The sequence below is a fragment of the Arthrobacter sp. R4 genome, assembly GCF_051365025.1.
GTDB lineage: Bacteria > Actinomycetota > Actinomycetes > Actinomycetales > Micrococcaceae > Arthrobacter.
Window position 1 is genome coordinate 1 of sequence record NZ_JBLWIJ010000015.1, and the last position, 19,741, is coordinate 19,741.

A 19,741-nucleotide genomic window follows, 5' to 3' on the forward strand; every position below is an offset into this window, starting at 1 on the left:
TCGCCTCCGCCCTCATGGTCGCCGGCTGGTACGCCTGCCGCAACCGCATCCGCGAAATCGCCGAAACCCGCGACGGCTTCACCGGCACAGCCCCCGTCATCGCCAACCCTCCGGCGGCCACCTTCAAAAGGTAGCGCTCCGCCAGCCAGCTGGCAGTAACGTTCGACTGCGGCACCCGGGTTCTGCTTCTACGGAACCCGGGTGCCGCCGTCGTACTCCTGTCATGCAACGCTCCCGCAACCCCTCGTCCGGGGCTGATCGCCTATGCTCAGCAGAGCGCCCCATAACGCGGCTCTGTAAGGCTTCAACGAGCAGTTCAACGACGAACCACCCGGGAGACACGGCATGACCAACTGGCGGATCAGGGATTTCCACTCGGCGGACCTGGACGGGATCCTGCACCTTTGGGAAACCCTCAAGGCCAACAACGTGGAACCGGTCTACGCGCTTTCTGAGGTATTGGCCTCGTGCGAAAAGGACCACGCAGTAGTGGCTGTCCAAGGAGACATGGTGGTGGGCGCCGCCGTCGGACGTGCCGCACACGACCAAGGCTGGATCGTTTTCCTGGCCACCCTGCCGGAATATCGGGGCCGCGGGATCGGCACTTCGCTGCTCGCCGCCGTCGAAAACCGGATGGCCCCACACGGCCTCAACAAACTGTCCGCGCTGATGCCAGAGTCCGAAACCCGGGTGGAGGCGTTCCTCAGCCGCGGCTTCGCCTTGAAGAAGAACCTCCGCTACTTCGAGCGGACCATCCCCGTCCAGCGCCAGGAACTGGGAGCGCTGGGCCAGCTGGGCGGCCGCATCCTCGCCCGGGACCTCTGGGAGAACGTTGCCGGCATGCGGAACGAGAAGGAACTCCTCGAACGGCGCCTTGTCCTTCCCCTGGCTGAGGCCGACCTCGCCGACGAATACGGCGTGGTGCCGCCGCGCGCCGTGGTGCTCTTTGGTCCTCCCGGAACCGGCAAGACCACTTTTGCGAAGGCGATCGCGTCGCGGCTGGAATGGCCGTTCGTGGAGGTATTCCCCTCCCGGCTGGCCTCCGATCCCAAAGGACTCGCCGGCGCCCTTCGCGAGACCTTCCTTGAGATCGCCGAGCTGGAGCACTGCGTGGTGTTCATCGACGAGGTGGAAGAGATCGCTTCCCAGCGGTCCGGTGAACCCCCGTCGCCGCTTCAGGGTGTCACGAACGAGCTCCTGAAAATCATTCCCGCGTTCCGCGAACAGCCCGGCCGACTGCTGGTGTGCGCCACGAACTTCATCCGGGCGTTGGACACGGCATTCCTGCGCCATGGCCGGTTCGACTACGTCATCCCGATCGGCCTGCCGGACCGCCAGGCCCGCGAAGCGATGTGGCAGCGTTTCATTCCCGCGACCGTTGTTGACGACGTGGACGTGGAGCTCCTGGTGGAGCGGACCGAGGGTTTCTCTCCTGCGGACATTGAGTATGCCGCCCGCAGCGCCTCCCAGCGGGCGCTGGAAAAGTCTGTTTACGGCGACGAAACCGACGGCGGCGCGGCTTCCGGCGGCAGTGGTTCCGTTCGCGAGGCGGTCCGGAAGGGCCCCTCCACGCAGGACTACCTGGACGCCATCGGCGAGACGAGGACCACCGTCAGCGCGGAGGTCCACCAGGACTTCCTGGAGGACATCGACGCCCTGGGCCGGGTGTAGCCCCGCGCAAGGCCCGTGGCTGCACCGCCAGTGGAGCCAGCTACTGCGCTGGCGGTAATCTTTGACCCATGTCCTCCTCGAACCCGCTTCGGCACGCCTTCTCCCGCATGGGCGGCCGGGATCCCCATGAAAAGCATCGTTCGGCCACCCCGCTGGAACTCTTCTTCGACCTGACGTTCGTCATTGCCTTCGGAGTGGCCGGCAGCCAGTTCGCGCATGAGATCGCGGAAGCGCATTTCGGCGCCGGGCTGCTGGGATTCTCTTTTGCGATGTTCGCGGTGATCTGGGCGTGGATCAACTTCACGTGGTTCGCGAGCGCCTACGACACCGACGACTGGGTGTTCCGGGTGGTCACCATGGTCCAGCTTCTCGGCGTGCTGATTCTGGCCATGGGAATCGAGCCCATGTTCCATTCGCTCGTCGAGGGCAAGCATGTGGACAACGCAGTGATGGTGGGCGGCTACGTGATCATGCGCCTGGCCCTGGTCTTCCAGTGGCTACGTGCAGCACGGCAGGATCCCGCACGCCGGCAGACCTGTCAGCGCTACGCCACGTATCTTGGCGTGGTGCAGCTGGGTTGGATCGCGGTACTCATCATTGAAGCGGACATCCTGACGACGTTCCTCGTGGCTGCGCCGCTGTTTGTCTTGGAAATGCTCGCTCCCTACGCAGCGGAGCGCAGCATGCGGACCCCGTGGCACGCACACCACATCGCCGAGCGCTACGGGCTCCTCGCCATCATTGCCCTTGGCGAATGCCTGATCGGGGCGATCGAAACCCTGCGCGCCATCGTTGCCAACCACGGCTGGAGCGTCGATGCGGCCCTTGTGGGCTTCGGCGGCACGGCCCTGGCTTTCAGCATGTGGTGGATCTATTTCATCCTGCCCGCTGGCCCGGCCCTGCACCACCAGCGGCACCGCTCATTCTTCTTCGGCTACGGGCACATGCCCCTTTTCGCGGCCATCGCCGCAACTGGCGCCGGGCTGCATGTGGCGGCGTACTACGTTGACCACGAGGCCCACATCAGCGCGGCAGTGGCCGTAGCCAGCATCGCCATACCTGTGGCGCTGTTCAAACTCTCCTTGACTTGGCTCTTCAGCGTCATGATCTGCGCAGACCGCACCGTCATTGCCGTGGCGGTTGGCGTGGTGGTCGCGCTGGCAGGCAGCGTGGGACTCGCCGCCGCAGGGGTCTCGGTGCCCGTTTGCCTGCTGGTGATTGTGCTGGCTTTGGGCGTGTCGATTGTCATTGACGAGAAGCACGGCACCGAACGAATGAACGCAGCGCTGGAGCGGATGAAAGCAGGAGCCTAAGAGGCCCCGTCCGTCCGGCTGTCCGCCGTTTCAGGGGCGTGGACAGGCTCAGCCGTCTGCGCAGACTCGGCCCCCGGGGCGTCGTCGTAGGGCAGGTTCTCGTAGTCGGTGTCGTCTTCGTCGTCCAGCCTGTCGTCCAGCTCCTCGAGCAGCCAGGGATTTACCCTCGCAAGGATCTTCCGGACTTCCTCCACCTCGACGGCGGCATAAAGTACCGGACGGGCATCCCTGTACTTAGTGACAGGCGGCTTGTCCGGCCACTTCTCCGCAAGCGCCTTGACGCGCTCAGGCAGTGAGTTGTGGGCGTTGTCAGCGATCTTGACCAAGGCGGCGTCGTGGTCTTCGGCGATTTCCCGGATTCCGGAGGCGTAGTCGTCCGGATTCTCATGGAGCCGGTTGGTGACCCGTTCAATGATTCCCACGGCACGTTCGGAGACGCCCATGTCCAGCAGGGCCTGCCTGGTGATGGGCGTGTCCTCTGCAATGTCGTGCAGGTACCCGGCGATCCGGATGTCATCGTCGAAGTCTTCCAGCGCATCCCCCACCGCGATCACGTGGTCGCGGTACGGCCGCTTCAGCTTGTCCTTTTGGCGGTTGTGGGCCACCTCGGCCAGGACTTTGGCGGTCTCAACAGTGAATCTGGGCGCGGGGCTGTGCTCCGTGGAGTGCTGGTCTGACATCCCCCAAGCCTACGCGTGGCCTGCAAATGAAGGTTCCCCTCAGGACGACCTTCCCGACGGCGAGCCCGGCCAGACCCAAGCATCCCGCGGGAGGCTGTCCGGCCGGAAAGCTGCCAGCGCCCGGTCCAACGTTCCGGCTGGCAGGCCGAGCGACTGCAGCAGGTTGTCCCGGACGTCTTCAACGGACTCGCCCGCGCGTGCGAGGTCGCCCAAGGTGACTGCGCCATCGCGCTTGGCCAGCCGCGCGCCGTCAGAATTCATCACCAACGGAACATGGGCATATTCCGGAATCGGAATATGCAAGAGGGACCCAAGGTATGCCTGGCGAGGCGCGGACGGCAGCAGATCATCGCCCCGGACCACCTGGTCGACGCCCTGCGATGCGTCATCCACCACGACAGCCAGGTTGTATGCCGTCACGCCGTCGTTGCGGCGCAGGACAAAATCGTCCACCACGCCCGTGAATTCTCCATGCAGGACATCGTTGACGGTGTACTCCGTCACGGCGGAACGCAGGCGGAGTGCAGCCGGCCGCATGGACCTCTTGAACTCCAGTTCTGCGGGATCGAGGTTGCGGCACGTTCCCGGATAGGCGCCCTGCGGTGCGTGGGGAGCGGACGGCGCCTCTTGGATCTCCCGGCGCGTGCAGAAACACTCATAGGTCCGGCCGAGCTCCGTCAGCCGGCGTATGGCGTCGTTGTAGACCTCACCACGGTCCGTCTGGTGTACCACCGCGCCGTCCCAGGTAACGCCGATCGCCGCAAGGTCCCTGAGTTGCTCCGCCTCCGCTCCGGCCCGGGCGCGGTCAAGGTCCTCCACCCGGAGCAGGAAATCCCGCCCCGTGGATCGGGCAAAAAGCCATGCGAGCATGGCGGTTCGGAGGTTGCCCACGTGCAATTCACCGGAAGGACTGGGGGCAAAGCGGCCGGCAGGGGTCATGGTTCAACCCTAGTCCGGCACACACAAGAGCCCCTCAGCTACCGATGACTTCGGAGATCCGACGTCGGGAGCTCAGGGGCTCTTGCCGTGTTTGCTTCAATGACCGTGGTGTGAACAAGTGTCAATCAGCGGCGGCCTCCTTGCGGGAAGCGTGTCCAGGGTCCGGGTGGTGTGCCGGGGAGCCTGTAGCCTGCGGGGTTGGGCGGTAGCCTCTGTCCTTGTTGCCACAATTTGAACAGAAGCCATACAGTTGGCACAACCGGCACTGTGTTTATTGATCAGTCTGACTAACACGTGCCGCCACGATCGACAGGAAGTGATCAGATTGCAGGAACTGGACGCCACCGACAAGCGCATTCTCAGCGCCCTTGACGAGGACCCCCGCGTTCCCATCATGGTGCTGGCCCAACGGCTTCGGCTGGCGCGCGGTACGGTGCAGTCGCGCCTGGAGCGGATGTCGGCGTCGGGCGCGCTCCGTCCCAACAGCAGCCGCGTACTACCCTCCGCACTGGGCCGGGGAGTGGCTGCAGCAGTCAGCGCGGAACTGGATCAGAGCCACCTCAATGAAGCGATCGCGGCGCTCCGGGAAATCCCCGAAGTCCTGGAGTGCCACGCACCGGCCGGCGACACCGACCTGCTGATCCGTGTGGTGGCCACCAGCCCGGACGATCTCTACCGGGTCTCAGAGGAAATCCGGCTGTGCCCCGGAATTGTGCGCACATCCACGAGCATGTTCCTGCGTGAGGTCATCCCTTACCGGACCACCGGATTGCTGAAGGACTGAGTTCCGATTCCGCGGGGTCCGCGCGCAGCCCAACGGGGACCTCTCCCCATCGCCCTGCCAGCCCCATCGCAGCTAGGCTGGCACGGGAATCCATTCAGGGGGAAACATGGCGGGGAACTTTTACGGCGGTGACGTGGCCCAGTTGCGGCAGCTCGCCAAGGACCTGGCAGGCGGCGCGAACAGGTTAAGCCTGCTCGGTTCGCAGCTCAGCAGCGTCATCAGCACCGGCGCCTGGAAAGGGCACGACGGCGAACGCTTCCGGAGCGACTGGACGTCGTCGCACATGAAGCTGCTGAAGTCCGCAACGGCGGGCCTGGAGCAGGCATCAAAGATCCTGCTCGCCAACGCCGACGAGCAGGAGAAGGCCAGTAACAGCGGGGGTACTGGTTCCGGCGGCAACGGCCCAGGGGGAAGCGGTTCAGCGGAAGGCGCCGCCCAGGATCTCACGGACCGCCTAACCGGCATGACCCCCGAGGAACGCGCCGAATATCTCGGCAGTGACGAATTCAGGCAGTGGGCCCTGAACAACCCTGAGGGCGCCAAAGCCGCCATGGACGCCGCCGCCGACTCGGGCCTGATCGAGAAGAACTCCGAGGAATACGCGGATTTCCTCAGCTCCTACTGGAACAACCAGGCCATGCTGGACATGGGCATAGACCCCTCCAGCTGGGACACGTCCAAGGGCACGGACCATAACTGGGAGACCATCAAGAAGGTCTACGACTTCTACGGCCAGGCCTATTTATCCAACCCGGACCTGCAGTGGGCCGGGATGGCCAACATGATCGGCCCGTCCTTCGCGGGCGGCTTCAAGGACATGGCGATGCTGCGCGACCTCGCCCAGCAGATCGCGGACAATCCGGCCTCGGACGTTCCGCTCCCCATCCTGGACCAGATCGAACAGCTCGCCGGGATGACCGATGAGGAGATCCGTTACTACGAGACCAGCATGCTGGACATGAACAAGGAGATCTTCCTTGACCAGGCGCGGCAGCACCAGGCCTACATGGACGGCGGCATCGAGGAAATCAACAGGCTACGGGACTCGGGTGCCATTGACGCCGGTACCGCCGAGGAGTGGGCCAAGATCGATTCCGGCGATCCGGACCTTGTCCAAGAGGGCAACACCGCCCTCCTTTACCGCGAACAGAACGAGATCATTGCGGACGACTACGACAACATGCGCAACCACCCCGGCGGAGAGGCCGTGACTTACCTGGTGACCCTGGCCGGTGAGCCCTCCATTCCCGGCGCGAAGAGCTACCCGGAGGTCTTCCCTTACACCTTCAGCGTGGAGAGCCCCGGCCCGGAAAACGTGCCCTTCACCAACTGGGACAACCCCACGCAGTTCCGCACTGACTTCACCACCGGCTTCCCCGACGGGAACATTTCCAACGCCGACCAGCGCTGGGAACTCATCCGGCAAGACACCCTTCCGGCATACCAGGACCTCCTGGCGAGTGACCCCGCACGTGCCGGGCAGATCATCGCCTCCGACTTCAACGACCGTGTGGACCAGTACAGGCCAATCAACAACATCCCCGGCATCATGGACCGCTTTGTGGATGGTTTCGACGCCGAGGTGCACCAGTGAGTCTCCCGCGCATATCCGGACGCCCGCCCCTGAGGCGGCAGGCCGCCGTCGTACTTCTTGCACTTTCCGCTTGCCTCGGTCTGGCCGGCTGCCAGATGACCGGCACCCCCACCGAACCGACCTCTCAAGGGAGCACCATGAGCACCTCCGAATTCTCCACCCTCGATGCGGCCGGAGTGGCCGCCATCCGCGAATCCAGGACAGCGAGGCTGGACATGAGCTCGGGACGGCTGGAAAAGGCTGCCGTACGGGTCACCGAAGACAGCTATGGGCCTGAGATCAACACCCGGGACTCGGGAAAAATCAAGCTCACCATCGTTGCCCCAAGCGGCGAGATCAGCGGGGAAACAGACCGGATCCGCTTGAACACCACCGAGAAGCGGCCGGACTTCAGCGAACTCACCTACTTCCTGACCGCGGACTCCCCCGACGAGTACTTTGAGCTCATCCGGGACGGAGTGGAACGGTACGGCATCGACGCCGACTCCGCAGAACGCTGGATAGCCGGCGCCCAGCGGGAACCGGAACGGAAAAGCGATTTTTCCATCACATCCGGCACCTCCACGGGCCTGGACGTCAACTATGACCTCCGGTATGACGGAACGAAGGACACGCAGGTGATCATCGTCCACGTCAGGCCGGCAGCCTAAACGGGCGGGCCGGCGTTGGATTTCAGGTTCTTCATCACCAGCGTGGACGTCAGCCGCTCAACACCCGGCAACGATGTGAGCTCGGCGTCGTAAAAGCGCTGGTACGCCGGCAGGTCCTCGGCGATGACTTTCAGCAGGTAGTCGGGGGAACCGAAGAGCCGTTGCGCTTCCACAATATTGGGGTTATCCGCCACCCGGTTCTCGAAGATCTCCATGGTGGGACGGTCCACCTGGCGCAGCGTCACAAACACAATCGCTTCGAACCCCAGCCCCACGGCGGCCGGATCAATGTCCGCTTTGTAGCCACGAATGACTCCGGAGGACTCCAGATCGCGCAGCCGCCGGTGGCAGGGCGCAACAGTCAGTCCCACCTTTGCGGCCAGGGCTGTGGCAGTCATGCGGCCGTCCTCTTTGAGGTGGCGCAAAATATTCCTGTCAATATGGTCTATCACGCAACAATCTTACCGAAACAGCGGTTCCTTGTGAGAAAACAGGGAGCACTTATGGCATCAAAGTTCATAGGGTTTGTCCTGTAGCCATCTGACAGGAGCAACCCGTGAACGCCCAGCTGTTTTTCGCCTTTATTGTGGTGGCCGCCGCCCTCGCCTGTACCCCTGGGGTGGACTGGGCGTACTCCATCACCGCGGGCCTGCGGCAGCGGAGCTTTGTGCCGGCCGTGGCAGGGCTCTGCGGCGGCTACGTCCTGCACACCATCCTGATGGTGGCTGGCCTGGCGGCCCTGCTGTCCGGAATGCCAGGTGTTCTCGCCTGGATCACGGTAGCCGGCGCGGGCTACCTTCTGTGGCTCGGCATCAGCACGCTCCGGTCCTGGCGCGGGGCATCCTTTGGCGCGGCAGACGCCGTCGGACTTCCCACTGCCAACCAGCTGCGAACGTTCCTCCAGGGCATGGGTACCAGCGGCATCAACCCCAAAGGCCTGCTCTTTTACGTGGCCCTGGTGCCGCAGTTCGTCAGCCCAGAAGCGTCCTTGCCGGTGCCAGTGCAGTCCGGGCTGCTGGGCCTGACGTTTGTGGTGCTCGCCGGCATTGTCTACACCTGCGTGGCGCTCCTGGCCCGGAAACTCCTGCAGTCCCGCCCTGGTGCAGCACGGAAGGTGACCCTTGCCAGCGGTGTGATCATGGTGGCCCTGGGCGTAGTGCTCCTGTCCGAGCAGTTGGTTCCACTGTTCATCTCCTGACGGCTACGGCCGCCGCTCCATGAACCACTCCGTAAATTCTGAAGCCCGCCCGTCGGGAGCCAGCCGGATGACCCACAGGTTGTCGTAGCTGGGCCGGTCACCCAGGTAGTGGGTAAAGGCCTGCACAAAAGCGAGATCGCCGTCTGTGCCCAATAATGACCACTCGAACGTCCACTCCTCCGGTTCATCGCGGGCAGCCAGCCACCGGTCCACGATCTGCTCACGCCCGCGCCAAGGATCCTTGTCGTGCGGGCGGGTGGCGTACACCGCCTCTTCAGTGAACAGCGCACGGATGTCCTCTGGCTCGTTAGTGGTCCACGCGCTGATGTACTTTTCCATCCAGGACCGGACTACGTCACTCATTTCTCCGTTGTACTCCCGAGCGGACCGCCCCACAAGGCTGCCACAGCGAACGGCTTACTCGCCGTCGAGCTTCTCCCACTCCTGTTCCCACAGCCGCCGCTCCTCGACGTCCTTGCGTATGACTTCGAAGGTTTCGAGCTCCGCAGGCCTGCCGCGCAGCCAATCCCGAGGGTTGAGCGACTTCCGGCCGTTGTCCAGCAGCAGGAAGGCACGGTCCGTCAGGGCGTCGTTACGCAGCATCATGTCAGTCTTCCGGCGGCGAAGAACCTCCCGAAGGGTTTCCTCGGACTTTGCCCGGGCGCCCAGCCGCCGCAGCGAGCGGGCGCGTAGCAGCAACAACGCAGCGGACAGATCATCAGAGTTCAGCAGTCCCTCAGTCCAGATCACCACCTGCTTGTCCCGGCCCAAGGCAAACGCCGCCGAACAGCGCGCCAGGGCCGCAGGCAGCGAGGGCGGCAGCTGCGCAGCCGTGTGAAGTGCGGCTTCCAGCTGACCCATTTCCCGCAGGCAGTGCGCGAGTGCCAGGAACACTGCCTCTTCGCTGAACAACACGGGGACCTCGACGCGTTCGGCCACCTCTACCCGGGTGACCACGCGCGTGAGGTAGACGGAGGCATACTGGTTGGCGTCGTCGTGGTTCCTGATGGCGAGCCCCCGCTGCAGGAGTTCTGCCGCCCGCAAATACCCGCCGTGCTTATACGCCAGCAGTCCGGCCATGATGTAGCAGAGCCCGGCCCAGCCAGGATAGGCGCGGGCCAAAGCGATGAGCCGGTCAGGTTGCCGTGCACTGAAAATTGCCTCGTGGACGGCCTTGACCGTTTTTCCGGACAGCATCTTGAGCCTCGGAATATTGCCATCCACGGAGAGGAACGCCTGGTTCCGGCCGCCGAGGACGCTGTGCAAAATTCCGCCCACTCCATCGGCCAGTTCACGGACAGCCGTCCGCAACTGAACCGGACCAAACGGCGTGAGGTCCCGGGTGTCCCGGTAGATCGGTGTTAGAGCATCCCCCGCGGTCATTTCTCCATGCTAGCCGCGCGGCACCGCGCGCCGGGAAACAGGGAGGCAGCCGGAAGTGCTTAGGAGGTGGCCGCGGACACCCAAAGCCCAATCACCCAGGTGCTCGCCGCCAGGCAGGCCAGCCCAAACTCCACCAGCATCCCCAGCCCGGTAGCCTTCAACGCCGCCCAGCTGGTGGTTGTTGCCGTGCCAAGATCCCGCGTGCGGAGCAGTTCGCTGAGCAACAGGCCGGCGGCGAAGCCCACAAACAAACCCACCACAGGAATGACAAACATGCCCGCGACGCCGGCCACGAGCCCGATGACCACACTCCTGCTGGGGATCCGGTGTTCCCTGAGCTTCCGGCCGGTCAGCACGGCGCTTGCCGCCATCCCGGCCAGCACAAAGACCACCCCCACGCCGAAAACCACCCAGCCCGCGGCTCCGGCGCCGCCCCAGATTGCCCACGCCAGGAGGCTGAGTCCGATCAGGATGCTGCCAGGGAGGACCGGGATGATGGTGCCGGCCACGCCCACCAGGATCGCCAGGCCGCACAGGATGGTCACCACGGTTTCGGAGTTCATGTTCCCCAGTTTAGGGCGGCAAAAGGGGCACACGCCGCCGGCGTGTGCCCCTCCTCGCTTATTGCAGGCTAGCTTTCAGGGACGTCGACGTCGTACCAGACAGAGTAGTGCGAGACACCCTTGCCCGATGTGGTGGTCACCGTCACTGTTTCCCGGCCCGGGTCAAACGTGAAGTACTCCACTGTGGTGCCCGACTTGAGGCAAACCTGGGTGATCAGTTGGCCCTCGGGAGCCTCAAGCGTGATGCTCGCGCCCTCCGAATTGACATCGATCTTGCCGGAGTCCCCTGCAGGACACAGATTTGGGACGGCCTGGGCGGGCATGGCCCCGCCGAGCAACACCAATGCTGCCACCGAACCCGCAGCTAGTAGTTTCTTCATGTCCATTCTCCTTCTCGCGTTATCTATGAGAACGGCCCCGTACCTTGCCCCAGCGCTATAGTCAGGGTCCGGTTAAGCCGGGCTACGGGCTCTTCACAGTCGCGATCCGAGGGATCCGGATCATGGGTTGTGAATTTCTACTCCATTTCGTCCACTGCCCAGCAGCAACAAACCGCACCCCCAAAAGCGGTGGGCGAAAGCCTGTTTGCTGGTCCAAGGCTAGACAAAATCACACCTCGCACGCCCGAGTAATTAGTACTCGACTTGTGAGTACCTCAGTACTTGTGCTGTTTTGAGTCGAGGTAAGTCAATTACTTGTATTGCACGTGAATAAATGCGAAACGGCGGTACTTCCCAGGTATGGGAGGTACCGCCGTCGGGCGTTGATGCAGCTTCCGGCTGCGGAGACTACTCCGCTTCCACGGCCGCAGCGACGGCGGCCGTCACTGCCGGTGCTACGCGCGGGTCCAGCGGGCTGGGCACGATGTAGTCAGCGGACAGCTCGGCTTCCGCCAGTTCCGCGATGGCGCGCGCGGCGGCGAGCTTCATGGCGGGCGTGATCCGGCGGGCGCCGGCGTCGAGCGCGCCGCGGAAGATCCCCGGGAATGCGAGCACGTTGTTGATCTGGTTGGGGAAATCGCTGCGACCGGTGGCCACCACTGCGGCATACTTGGCAGCTACCTCGGGCAGGACTTCGGGGTCCGGGTTGGAAAGGGCGAACACGATGGAGTTGGTGTTCATCAGCTTCAGGTGTTCTTCGTCCAGCTTCGAGGAGGAGACACCAACGAACACGTCGGCGTTGAGCAGCGCGTCGCCCGGGCCGCCGGTGATGGCGCGCGGGTTGCTGCGCTGGGCCATCTGGGCCTTCTTGCTGGCAGGATCGGCGGCGATGTCTGCGCGGTCCTTGTTGAGGACACCCTTGGAGTCGAGCAGGACCACGTCCTGGATGCCGGCGGTGAGGAAGATTTCTGCGACAGCGATGCCGGCCGCACCAGCGCCGGAGACCACCACGCGGAGGCTTTCGAGTTTGCGGCCGGTCACCTTGGCTGCGTTGGTCAACGCGGCGAGGGCCACCACAGCGGTGCCGTGCTGGTCATCGTGCATCACCGGGCAGTCCAGCGCCTCGATGAGCTTTTCCTCCAGCTCGAAGCAGCGGGGTGCGGAGATGTCCTCGAGGTTGACGGCGCCGAAGCTGGGGCGCAGCCGGACCAGGGTCTCCACGATCTCGTCCACGTCGGTGGTGTTCAGGACCAGGGGGATGGAATCGAGGTCGCCGAACGTCTTGAACAGCGCGGACTTGCCCTCCATGACCGGCAGGGAAGCGCTGGCGCCGATGTTGCCAAGGCCCAGCACCGCGGTGCCGTCGCTGACCACAACCACCAGGCGTTGGGCCCAGGTCAGGGTCTTGGCGAGTTCCGGATTGTTGTGGATAGCGCGGCTTACTTCCGCCACGCCGGGCGTATAGGCGATCGAGAGGTCGCGCTTATTGGACAGCGGAACCGTGCTGGTGATCGAGAGCTTGCCGCCCTGGTGGGCGTCGAAGATCTCCGCTTCGGTCAGGGCCGTTGCTGCGGAATTGTCGGTGGGTGCGATTGCGTCAATGGACACGTCTTTGTCTCCTGGGGCTAGCCGTGGGCGCACGGCGCAGAAAGGCTCAAGCACATGGAGGCTCAAGATGGTGGATTCGGCGCTTCGCGGGCCCAGGGGTGGCGGGCCCGGGGTGAAGTCCTTGCAGGTGCGGGTTTCCAGCCACTCCGGTTCTGCAATGGTAAACAGGCTCAATGGGTGAAAAAGGCCGCCGGTTGCGCTGTTTGGGGTGAAAAATCGATTATGCAGAGCGCTTTGTGAGCCGGATCACGCAAATAAGGCTGATTTAAGGGCCTAATGGTCTAGACCGGTTACGCCGATTTATGCACTGGGTATTCCTCCGAGGAGGCCGGAACCAGCAGTGAGCACGCCTTTTTGAGGTCTTCCTCCGCCTCAAAGAGGGACAAACGCCGGTTCCGGACAGACTGGACCAGACCAGTGACCGTTAGCAACACAACCCTGGCTGTGACCTCGTTGCTGGCGGCGGCGACGGTGTCCTGGCTCAGGGTGTCGATTTCCCGCAGCAACACCGTGGTGTCCCGATCCTTGAGGTAAACGCCACGGGCGAGGCACTGTTCTACGGCCGGCTGCATCACCCGCATGTGGAAGATCTCCATCACCACTCCGGACAGGGCACGCCCGCGGAAGCGGGCCGAAGCGCCGCGGGTCCCTGTTTGCAGTTCATCCAGCTGATGTCGGTAGAGGGCAAGCATCAGGTGGGTGGGTGACGGAAAATACCGGTAGAGCGTGCCGAGGGGAACGTCTGCCTTTGCCGCAACCTCGGACAGTTCCACCGAGTCCAGCCCTTTGCGGGCGAACCCTCCGGCTGCTTCCAGGATCCTGGCGTAACGCAGTTTCTGGCGTGGGGCAGTAGGCCTCGCGGCCATGGGCGGATGGTCTGAAATGGTCTGGGGCATCAGGATTCCGGGGTTGTGTTCTTATGGTGCAGCAGCAGGGAGCGTCCCCATTCCGTGCCGCCTGCAGTCCGGTTCAACTATACGGCACGTGTTTATGGCCCTATCAGTCCACGCTCTTAATTTTGACCACGAAAACCGCACCGAGCAGGCCGATCACGGCGGCCGTGATGAACAACGTAAGGTACCCGCCAAAATAGGTCACGGCGAGGAATGCGAGGGCAGGCGCGAACACCTGCGGAAGTGAGTTCGCGACATTGATGATGCCCATGTCCTTTCCCCTGTCCGCGGCAAGGGGAAGGACCTGCGTCAGCAGGGCAAAGTCGACGGCAAGGTATGCGCCGAACCCGACACCCAGGATGCCGGCCCCAACGAGGGCGCCGTTCCAGACCGGGAAGAATGCCATTGTTAGTCCCGCGGCGGCAATGATGGCGGAGGACCCGATCACGAACGGCTTCCGCCGGCCAAGCCGGTCGCTCCACGGGCCTGCCACCACCGCAGTGATCATCACCATTACCGCGTAAATGCCAGTCAGGGTCAGGACCCCCAGGGCCGGGTCCTCATGCTTGAGGACGTCCCGGAGGAAAAAGAGCAGGTACACAATGGTCATCTGGTTGCAGACGTTGACCAGGAAGCGCGTGAGCCAGGCCCAGGCGAAGTCCGGGTAGCGGACAGGGCTGATCCAGAAGCTTCGGACAAACTCACCGAGCCGGAACGGAACGCGCTCCGCTTTTGGCAAGGGCGGGTCGTTGCGGTGGAACAGGTACGGCAGGATGGACACGATCAGCGCTGCGGCGCATAGGGCGTACCCCACCATGTAGTTGCCGCTGACGACGGCGCCAAAAACCGCGCCGATCAGGATTCCCACCGTCTGGCCCATGGCAGCCAGCCCGCCCACGCCACCGCGCTGAAGCACGGGAACCCGGTCCGGGACAGCAGCGGTGATGGCAGCGTAAGCCGCATTGGCTCCCAACTGCACCAGGCACCAGAACAGCACCATCAGGGCCACTGTAACGGCGCCCGACAGGGCAAGGAGCGCCGCGGTGGCCAGAATCGCACCCGCCAGGACCCACGGCGACCGGCGACCGAAGCGCGAGGTGGTGCGGTCAGACAACGCCCCAAACAAAGGATTGGCCACCAGGGATACGGCAGCACCACAACCGGTCACGAGCGACAAAATCGCTTCTTTGTTGGCCTCATCGATGCCGATGGCCTGCTGTCCGATAAAGACGTTGATCGGCCCAAAGAAGGCGGCGTTAATACCAACGTTGACCAGCACCAACCCGGTGACCCAGCGGGCGGTGACTTTCGTAGTCGGCTCGGCAAGGGCCGCCGTCGTGCCGTCCGCTGCAGCGCCGGGATCCGGCGGTGCGGGTGTGTTGGACAGGCTCATGGCTGGTTCCCCCTGGAACGGTTGGTGATTCTGAAAATCAGACTATCGTGGGCATCATCGTCCCGCTTGTCATACGGCACAACTGCCTTTCAGGGACTGCCGGAAACCCCAGGAGAACGCATGACATCAGCTGCAGGAAACCCCTCCACCCAGGCCATCAACACGGCCGATCTCTACGATGAACGAGGGGAGGAGCTTGCCTCGGTGTCTCTCCAGTTCCAGTCCCTTGGGGGCCGGTCACATTTCAGCGGCCAGGCGCGGACCATCCGCTGCTTCCAGGACAACGCCCTGGTGAAGGCCACACTGGCCACCCCCGGACACGGCCATGTATTGGTGGTAGACGGCGGCGGCTCCCTGGCCACTGCCCTGATGGGGGACATGATCGCCGAAAGCGCCGTGGCGAACGGTTGGGCCGGCGTCGTGATTAACGGTGCCATCCGCGACCGGGAGGCGATCGCCCGGCTGGACCTGGGCGTCAAGGCGCTGGGCAGCAACCCGCGCAAGAGTGCCAAGGACGGAGCCGGCGAGGTTGATGTGGACATTGTGATCGATGGCGTGAGCATCCGGACCGGGGCCATGATCTGGTGCGATCCGGACGGCATCCTCGTGGAGCGCTGACCCCGCCCGGCAAGGGGCCGCAAGAGAAATCCATGGCTCAGGGAATGAAACGGGACGTAACATAGTTACCGAAAGCAACTATCAAGCGTGATCCCTTTTCTTCCCTGGAGCAGTCATGTCCAATACAACCGCTGTGCGCGCCGCCGGCGAAACCCTGACGCAGCGTCAGATCGTCACCGTGATGGTGGGACTCATGCTGGGCATGTTCCTGGCATCCCTGGACCAGACCATTGTGTCCACCTCCATCTACACCATCGCCAACGACCTGGACGGGCTCTCCCTGCAGGCGTGGGCCACCACCGCGTACCTCATCACCTCCACCGTGAGCACGCCGCTCTACGGAAAGCTGAGCGACATCTTTGGCCGTCGCCCGCTGTACCTGATCGCCATCGTGATCTTCCTGGCCGGCTCGCTCTACGCCGGCTCAGTGCACTCCATGACGGAATTGGCCATCGCCCGCGGTGTCCAAGGTCTAGGTGCCGGCGGCCTGCTGGCCCTCGCGCTGACCATCATCGGCGACATCGTTTCCCTGAAGGACCGGGCCAAATACCAGGGCTACTTCATGTCGGTGTTCGGCATCTCCTCGGTCCTGGGCCCCGTGGTGGGCGGCGCGTTCGCCGGATCAACCAACATCCTGGGCTTTGACGGCTGGCGCTGGGTGTTCTTCATCAACCTGCCCATCGGCCTGGCCGCGCTGACCGTAGTGTTCCTGTTCCTGCACCTGCCGGCCAAGCACGTGAAACAGAAGATCGACTACTTCGGCGCTGCCGCCATCACCCTGGCAATCGTCCCGCTGCTGCTGGTAGCGGAACAGGGCCGCAGCTGGGGCTGGGCGTCCATGAACTCCTTCCTCTGCTACGGGCTGGGTGTTGTAGGCATCGCTTGGTTCCTGCTCGCTGAAAAACGGGCCGGCGACTACGCACTGATCCCGTTGCGGCTCTTCCGGAACGCCACGTTCGGCTTGTCCTCGCTGCTGAACTTCATCATCGGCATTGGCATGTTCGGTGCCATCGCCATGCTGCCGATGTACCTGCAACTCGTGAAGGGCCTCACCCCCACTGAAGCCGGCCTGATGATGATCACCTTCACCCTGGGCATCCTGATCGGTTCCATCAGCGCCGGCCGCACCATTTCGGCCTCTGGCACGTACCGGATCTTCCCCATCACGGGCACCGCCATCCTTACCGCCGCTGCACTGGTCATGGGACTGTCCCTCGGTGTGGACACAGGCCTCTGGGTTCCCGGCGTGATTGCCGTGTTCTTCGGCATGGGGCTGGGCTTTTGCATGCAGCCGCTCACCTTGGCCATGCAGGTGTCCGTCCCGCCGAAGGACATGGGTGTGGGCACGTCCTCCGCCGCCTTCTTCCGGTCCATGGGCGGCGCGGTGGGCACGGCTGTGTTCATCTCCATGCTGTTCAGCGTCGCGGCGGGCCGGATCGCGGACGGCATGAAATCCGCGATGGAAAGCGCCGACTTCCAGGCCGTCCTCAAGGACCCGGCCGTTGCGGCGGATCCGGCTAACGCAAAGCTCTACGAGTTCTTCCAGAACGGCGCGTCCAACGAGTCCCTCAACGACACCAGCTGGCTGCATTCCGCCAACAGTGTGCTCACCCGGCCCATCACGGAGGGCTTCGCCTATGCGATCGACACCGTGATGCTCACCGCCGCGGTGCTCACGGGCATCGCATTCCTCATCAGCTTCGCACTGCCGAACAAGAAGCTGACCGACCCGAAGGCCGCCCCGCGGGAAGACGCAGTTGCGGTGGCGGCTCACTAAGGCCCAGAGCCGCAAGACGGATGACGACGACGGCGCCGCGGGCCCGCCGTCGTCGTCTGTCTGTCTGGGAGGGTGATAGTCCCAAGTGGAACCGCGGGCGGTGACGTGCCACACTGTTTAGCGCGTGTGCGCCGGCCGTCTGGGCCGGTACCGCAGCCGACGACGTCCGCACCGCATCCACCCAACCCCCAAACCCAGGGAGCACCATGCCCACCGCCAAGGAGCAGACAACCGCCAAAATCCCCCAGCGGGTGATCTGGCTGGCACTCGCGGGCGCGGTAGGTGGCTTCCTGTTTGGTTTCGACTCCTCCGTGGTGAACGGCGCAGTCGATGCCATCAAGGACGAGTTCGCGCTCTCGGAGGCCGTCACCGGCTTCGCCGTGGCCATCGCCCTGCTGGGCTGCGCCGCCGGCGCTTTCCTCGCCGGCAAGGTGGCCGACCGCTACGGCCGCATTCCGGCCATGAAGCTCGGTGCCCTGCTGTTCCTGGTCAGTGCCGTGGGCACCGGCTTTGCGTTCGGTGTCTGGGACCTGATCTTCTGGCGCCTCGTGGGCGGCCTGGGAATCGGCCTGGCCTCGGTCATCGCGCCGGCCTACATTTCGGAGATTTCGCCACGGCAGGTCCGGGGGCGGCTGGCATCGCTGCAGCAACTGGCCATTACCACCGGTATCTTCGCCGCGCTCCTGTCAGATGCCCTCTTCGCCACCAACGCCGGAGGTGCGGACCAGGCCTACTGGCTGGGCATCGAGGCTTGGCGCTGGATGTTCCTTGCCGCAGCCGTTCCGGCCGTAGTCTACGGCTGGATCGCTTACACCCTGCCGGAATCCCCACGGTTCCTGGTGTTCCAGGGCAAGGAAGACGAAGCCCGCAAGGTGTTCGACTCCATCGCCCCGGCCGAGGACACCGACCGGCACATCCGCGAGATCCAGGACGCGATCGAAGAGGACAAACTGGCCGGCCAGAAAGGCTCCCTCCGAGGCAAAACCTTCGGGCTGCAGGCCGTCGTCTGGATTGGCATCATCCTCTCCGTCCTGCAGCAGTTCGTGGGCATCAACGTGATCTTCTACTACTCCACCACCCTGTGGAAGGCTGTCGGATTCCAGGAGAAGGACTCGCTCACCATCTCCGTTGCCACCTCGGTCACCAATATCCTGGTGACCCTCGTCGCCATCGCCCTGGTGGACCGGATCGGCCGCCGCCCCATCCTGCTGGCCGGCTCCATCGGCATGGCGGTGTCGCTGGGCACGATGGCCGTGGCATTCTCCACCGCCGTGGGCTCAGGTTCGGACATCTCCCTGCCGGGCGCCTGGGGCCCGGTAGCCCTGGTGGCCGCCAACATCTTTGTGGTCAGCTTTGGCGCGTCCTGGGGCCCGCTGGTCTGGGTGCTCCTCGGCGAGATCTTCCCATCCCGGATCCGCGCCCGTGCCCTGGGCCTCGCCGCCGCCGCACAGTGGGTGGCCAACTTCGCCATCACGCTCAGCTTTCCCGTCATGGCCGCCGGCTCGCTGCCGCTGACGTATGCCATGTACGCGCTCTTCGCCGCGGCGTCGTTCTTCTTTGTGATGCTCAAAGTGCCGGAGACCAACGGCATGTCCCTGGAACAGGCCGAGACACTGTTTGTACGCAAGGGCGCAGCCGCCTAACCCCCCTCGCGTGGCCCAACTAAGTAGCAGCACATGTCGTTTTGAGCCCTCAAAAGAGCATCTGCTGCCACTTAGTTGGGGAATTCAGAGGGTCAGCTTCATGCCCTCATGGCTGGCGTCGAACCCCAGCCGCTCGTAGAACCGGTGGGCGGCCGTACGGGACTTGTGAGTAGTTAGCTGCATCATCGAACAACCACGGCGCCGGGACTCCTCGATCGCCCACTGCACCATGAGGTTGCCGATGCCCTGCCCCCTGAGGCTGCCCGCAACGCGCACACCCTCGATCTGCGAGCGCCAGGACCCCTGCCGCGAAATACCAGGCAGGAAGCTCAGCTGGAAGGTGGCAACCACGGGCCCCTCCTCGGACCCGGGCGGCACCAGGTCACCAACAGCCAGAAGGTGGGACCGGTCGGCCTCGATCGCTTCAAAGGCCTGCTCGTAAGGGGCCATGTCCTCGGCCCGTTCGCGGCCGGCACCGAGGGAATCATCGGCAAGCAGCGCCACAATGGCGGGCAGGTCGGCGGGCAAGGCGTGGCGGAGGCGGAAGGTCCCGCCGTCGACGTCGGCAGTCAACAAAGCGGGCAGGGCAGCTGGGTTCCGGGTCACCCCACCAGCATTCCACAGCCCTGCGGGCGCGCGTGTACGGTGGAAAAG

20 protein-coding genes are annotated in these 19,741 nt (G+C 64.1%); 9 read left to right on the top strand and 11 right to left on the bottom strand.

Features of this window, described 5'->3' with window-relative positions:
- Positions 1-345 precede the first annotated feature (345 nt).
- Positions 346-1,671 (top strand): ATP-binding protein, encoded by a 1,326-nt coding sequence (locus tag ACLKOZ_RS10030; RefSeq protein ID WP_436474784.1) that lies wholly within the window; start codon positions 346-348, stop codon positions 1,669-1,671.
- Between the two features lie 68 nt (positions 1,672-1,739).
- On the top strand, positions 1,740-2,984 hold the full coding sequence (locus ACLKOZ_RS10035) for a low temperature requirement protein A (RefSeq protein WP_337348718.1): 1,245 nt from the start codon (positions 1,740-1,742) through the stop codon (positions 2,982-2,984).
- Here ACLKOZ_RS10035 and ACLKOZ_RS10040 read toward each other — a convergent pair.
- Complete coding sequence (locus ACLKOZ_RS10040; protein WP_436474786.1) at positions 2,981-3,664, bottom strand: HD domain-containing protein; 684 nt, start codon at positions 3,662-3,664, stop codon at positions 2,981-2,983. The genes ACLKOZ_RS10035 and ACLKOZ_RS10040 overlap by 4 nt on opposite strands.
- Before the next feature lie 39 nt (positions 3,665-3,703).
- Complete coding sequence (gluQRS, locus tag ACLKOZ_RS10045; RefSeq protein ID WP_436474788.1) at positions 3,704-4,603, bottom strand: tRNA glutamyl-Q(34) synthetase GluQRS; 900 nt, start codon at positions 4,601-4,603, stop codon at positions 3,704-3,706.
- A gap of 325 nt (positions 4,604-4,928) precedes the next feature.
- On the opposite strand from gluQRS, the gene ACLKOZ_RS10050 reads away from it, so the two are divergent.
- The 3 genes from ACLKOZ_RS10050 to ACLKOZ_RS10060 all read left to right on the top strand — a co-directional run bounded on the left by ACLKOZ_RS10050 (position 4,929) and on the right by ACLKOZ_RS10060 (position 7,631).
- Positions 4,929-5,387 (top strand): Lrp/AsnC family transcriptional regulator, encoded by a 459-nt coding sequence (locus tag ACLKOZ_RS10050; RefSeq protein WP_337348721.1) that lies wholly within the window; start codon positions 4,929-4,931, stop codon positions 5,385-5,387.
- A 106-nt stretch (positions 5,388-5,493) separates the two neighbouring features.
- Positions 5,494-6,981 (top strand): WXG100 family type VII secretion target, encoded by a 1,488-nt coding sequence (locus tag ACLKOZ_RS10055; protein ID WP_436474790.1) that lies wholly within the window; start codon positions 5,494-5,496, stop codon positions 6,979-6,981.
- Between the two features lie 137 nt (positions 6,982-7,118).
- Complete coding sequence (locus ACLKOZ_RS10060) at positions 7,119-7,631, top strand: hypothetical protein (protein ID WP_337352650.1); 513 nt, start codon at positions 7,119-7,121, stop codon at positions 7,629-7,631.
- Here ACLKOZ_RS10060 and ACLKOZ_RS10065 read toward each other — a convergent pair.
- On the bottom strand, positions 7,628-8,083 hold the full coding sequence (locus tag ACLKOZ_RS10065) for an Lrp/AsnC family transcriptional regulator (RefSeq protein WP_082979127.1): 456 nt from the start codon (positions 8,081-8,083) through the stop codon (positions 7,628-7,630). The two genes, ACLKOZ_RS10060 and ACLKOZ_RS10065, sit on opposite strands and share 4 nt — an antisense overlap.
- A 104-nt stretch (positions 8,084-8,187) precedes the next feature.
- Between ACLKOZ_RS10065 and ACLKOZ_RS10070 the strand changes: the two genes are divergently transcribed.
- Complete coding sequence (locus ACLKOZ_RS10070) at positions 8,188-8,829, top strand: LysE family translocator (protein ID WP_436474793.1); 642 nt, start codon at positions 8,188-8,190, stop codon at positions 8,827-8,829.
- 3 nt (positions 8,830-8,832) lie between these two features.
- Here the strand turns inward: ACLKOZ_RS10070 and ACLKOZ_RS10075 are convergent, their stop codons facing one another.
- From ACLKOZ_RS10075 to ACLKOZ_RS10105, 7 genes are all read right to left on the bottom strand, one after another.
- Positions 8,833-9,192, bottom strand: coding sequence for a nuclear transport factor 2 family protein (locus ACLKOZ_RS10075; RefSeq protein ID WP_436474795.1), 360 nt, complete (start codon positions 9,190-9,192; stop codon positions 8,833-8,835).
- Between the two features lie 54 nt (positions 9,193-9,246).
- Positions 9,247-10,212, bottom strand: a complete 966-nt coding sequence (locus ACLKOZ_RS10080) for a hypothetical protein (protein WP_337348711.1) — start codon at positions 10,210-10,212, stop codon at positions 9,247-9,249.
- Between the two features lie 59 nt (positions 10,213-10,271).
- Positions 10,272-10,775 (bottom strand): DUF456 domain-containing protein, encoded by a 504-nt coding sequence (locus tag ACLKOZ_RS10085; RefSeq protein WP_337352647.1) that lies wholly within the window; start codon positions 10,773-10,775, stop codon positions 10,272-10,274.
- A 68-nt stretch (positions 10,776-10,843) separates the two neighbouring features.
- A complete protein-coding gene (locus ACLKOZ_RS10090; protein WP_436474797.1) occupies positions 10,844-11,155 on the bottom strand; it encodes a hypothetical protein in 312 nt (103 codons plus the stop codon).
- A gap of 408 nt (positions 11,156-11,563) precedes the next feature.
- A complete protein-coding gene (locus ACLKOZ_RS10095) occupies positions 11,564-12,763 on the bottom strand; it encodes an NAD(P)-dependent malic enzyme (RefSeq protein ID WP_436474799.1) in 1,200 nt (399 codons plus the stop codon).
- Between the two features lie 290 nt (positions 12,764-13,053).
- Positions 13,054-13,659, bottom strand: coding sequence for a TetR/AcrR family transcriptional regulator (locus ACLKOZ_RS10100; protein WP_436474801.1), 606 nt, complete (start codon positions 13,657-13,659; stop codon positions 13,054-13,056).
- Between the two features lie 103 nt (positions 13,660-13,762).
- On the bottom strand, positions 13,763-15,049 hold the full coding sequence (locus ACLKOZ_RS10105) for an MFS transporter (RefSeq protein WP_436474803.1): 1,287 nt from the start codon (positions 15,047-15,049) through the stop codon (positions 13,763-13,765).
- A 120-nt stretch (positions 15,050-15,169) separates the two neighbouring features.
- Here ACLKOZ_RS10105 and rraA point away from each other — a divergent pair, with 120 nt between their 5' ends.
- The 3 genes from rraA (at position 15,170) to ACLKOZ_RS10120 (ending at position 19,087) form a co-directional block, all read left to right on the top strand.
- On the top strand, positions 15,170-15,667 hold the full coding sequence (rraA, locus tag ACLKOZ_RS10110; protein WP_436474805.1) for a ribonuclease E activity regulator RraA: 498 nt from the start codon (positions 15,170-15,172) through the stop codon (positions 15,665-15,667).
- A 115-nt stretch (positions 15,668-15,782) separates the two neighbouring features.
- A complete protein-coding gene (locus tag ACLKOZ_RS10115; RefSeq protein ID WP_436474807.1) occupies positions 15,783-17,444 on the top strand; it encodes an MDR family MFS transporter in 1,662 nt (553 codons plus the stop codon).
- A 206-nt stretch (positions 17,445-17,650) separates the two neighbouring features.
- A complete protein-coding gene (locus ACLKOZ_RS10120; protein ID WP_436474809.1) occupies positions 17,651-19,087 on the top strand; it encodes a sugar porter family MFS transporter in 1,437 nt (478 codons plus the stop codon).
- Between the two features lie 84 nt (positions 19,088-19,171).
- On the opposite strand, the gene ACLKOZ_RS10125 is transcribed toward ACLKOZ_RS10120, so the two are convergent.
- A complete protein-coding gene (locus ACLKOZ_RS10125) occupies positions 19,172-19,693 on the bottom strand; it encodes an N-acetyltransferase family protein (protein ID WP_436474811.1) in 522 nt (173 codons plus the stop codon).
- Between the last annotated feature and the right edge of the window lie 48 nt (positions 19,694-19,741).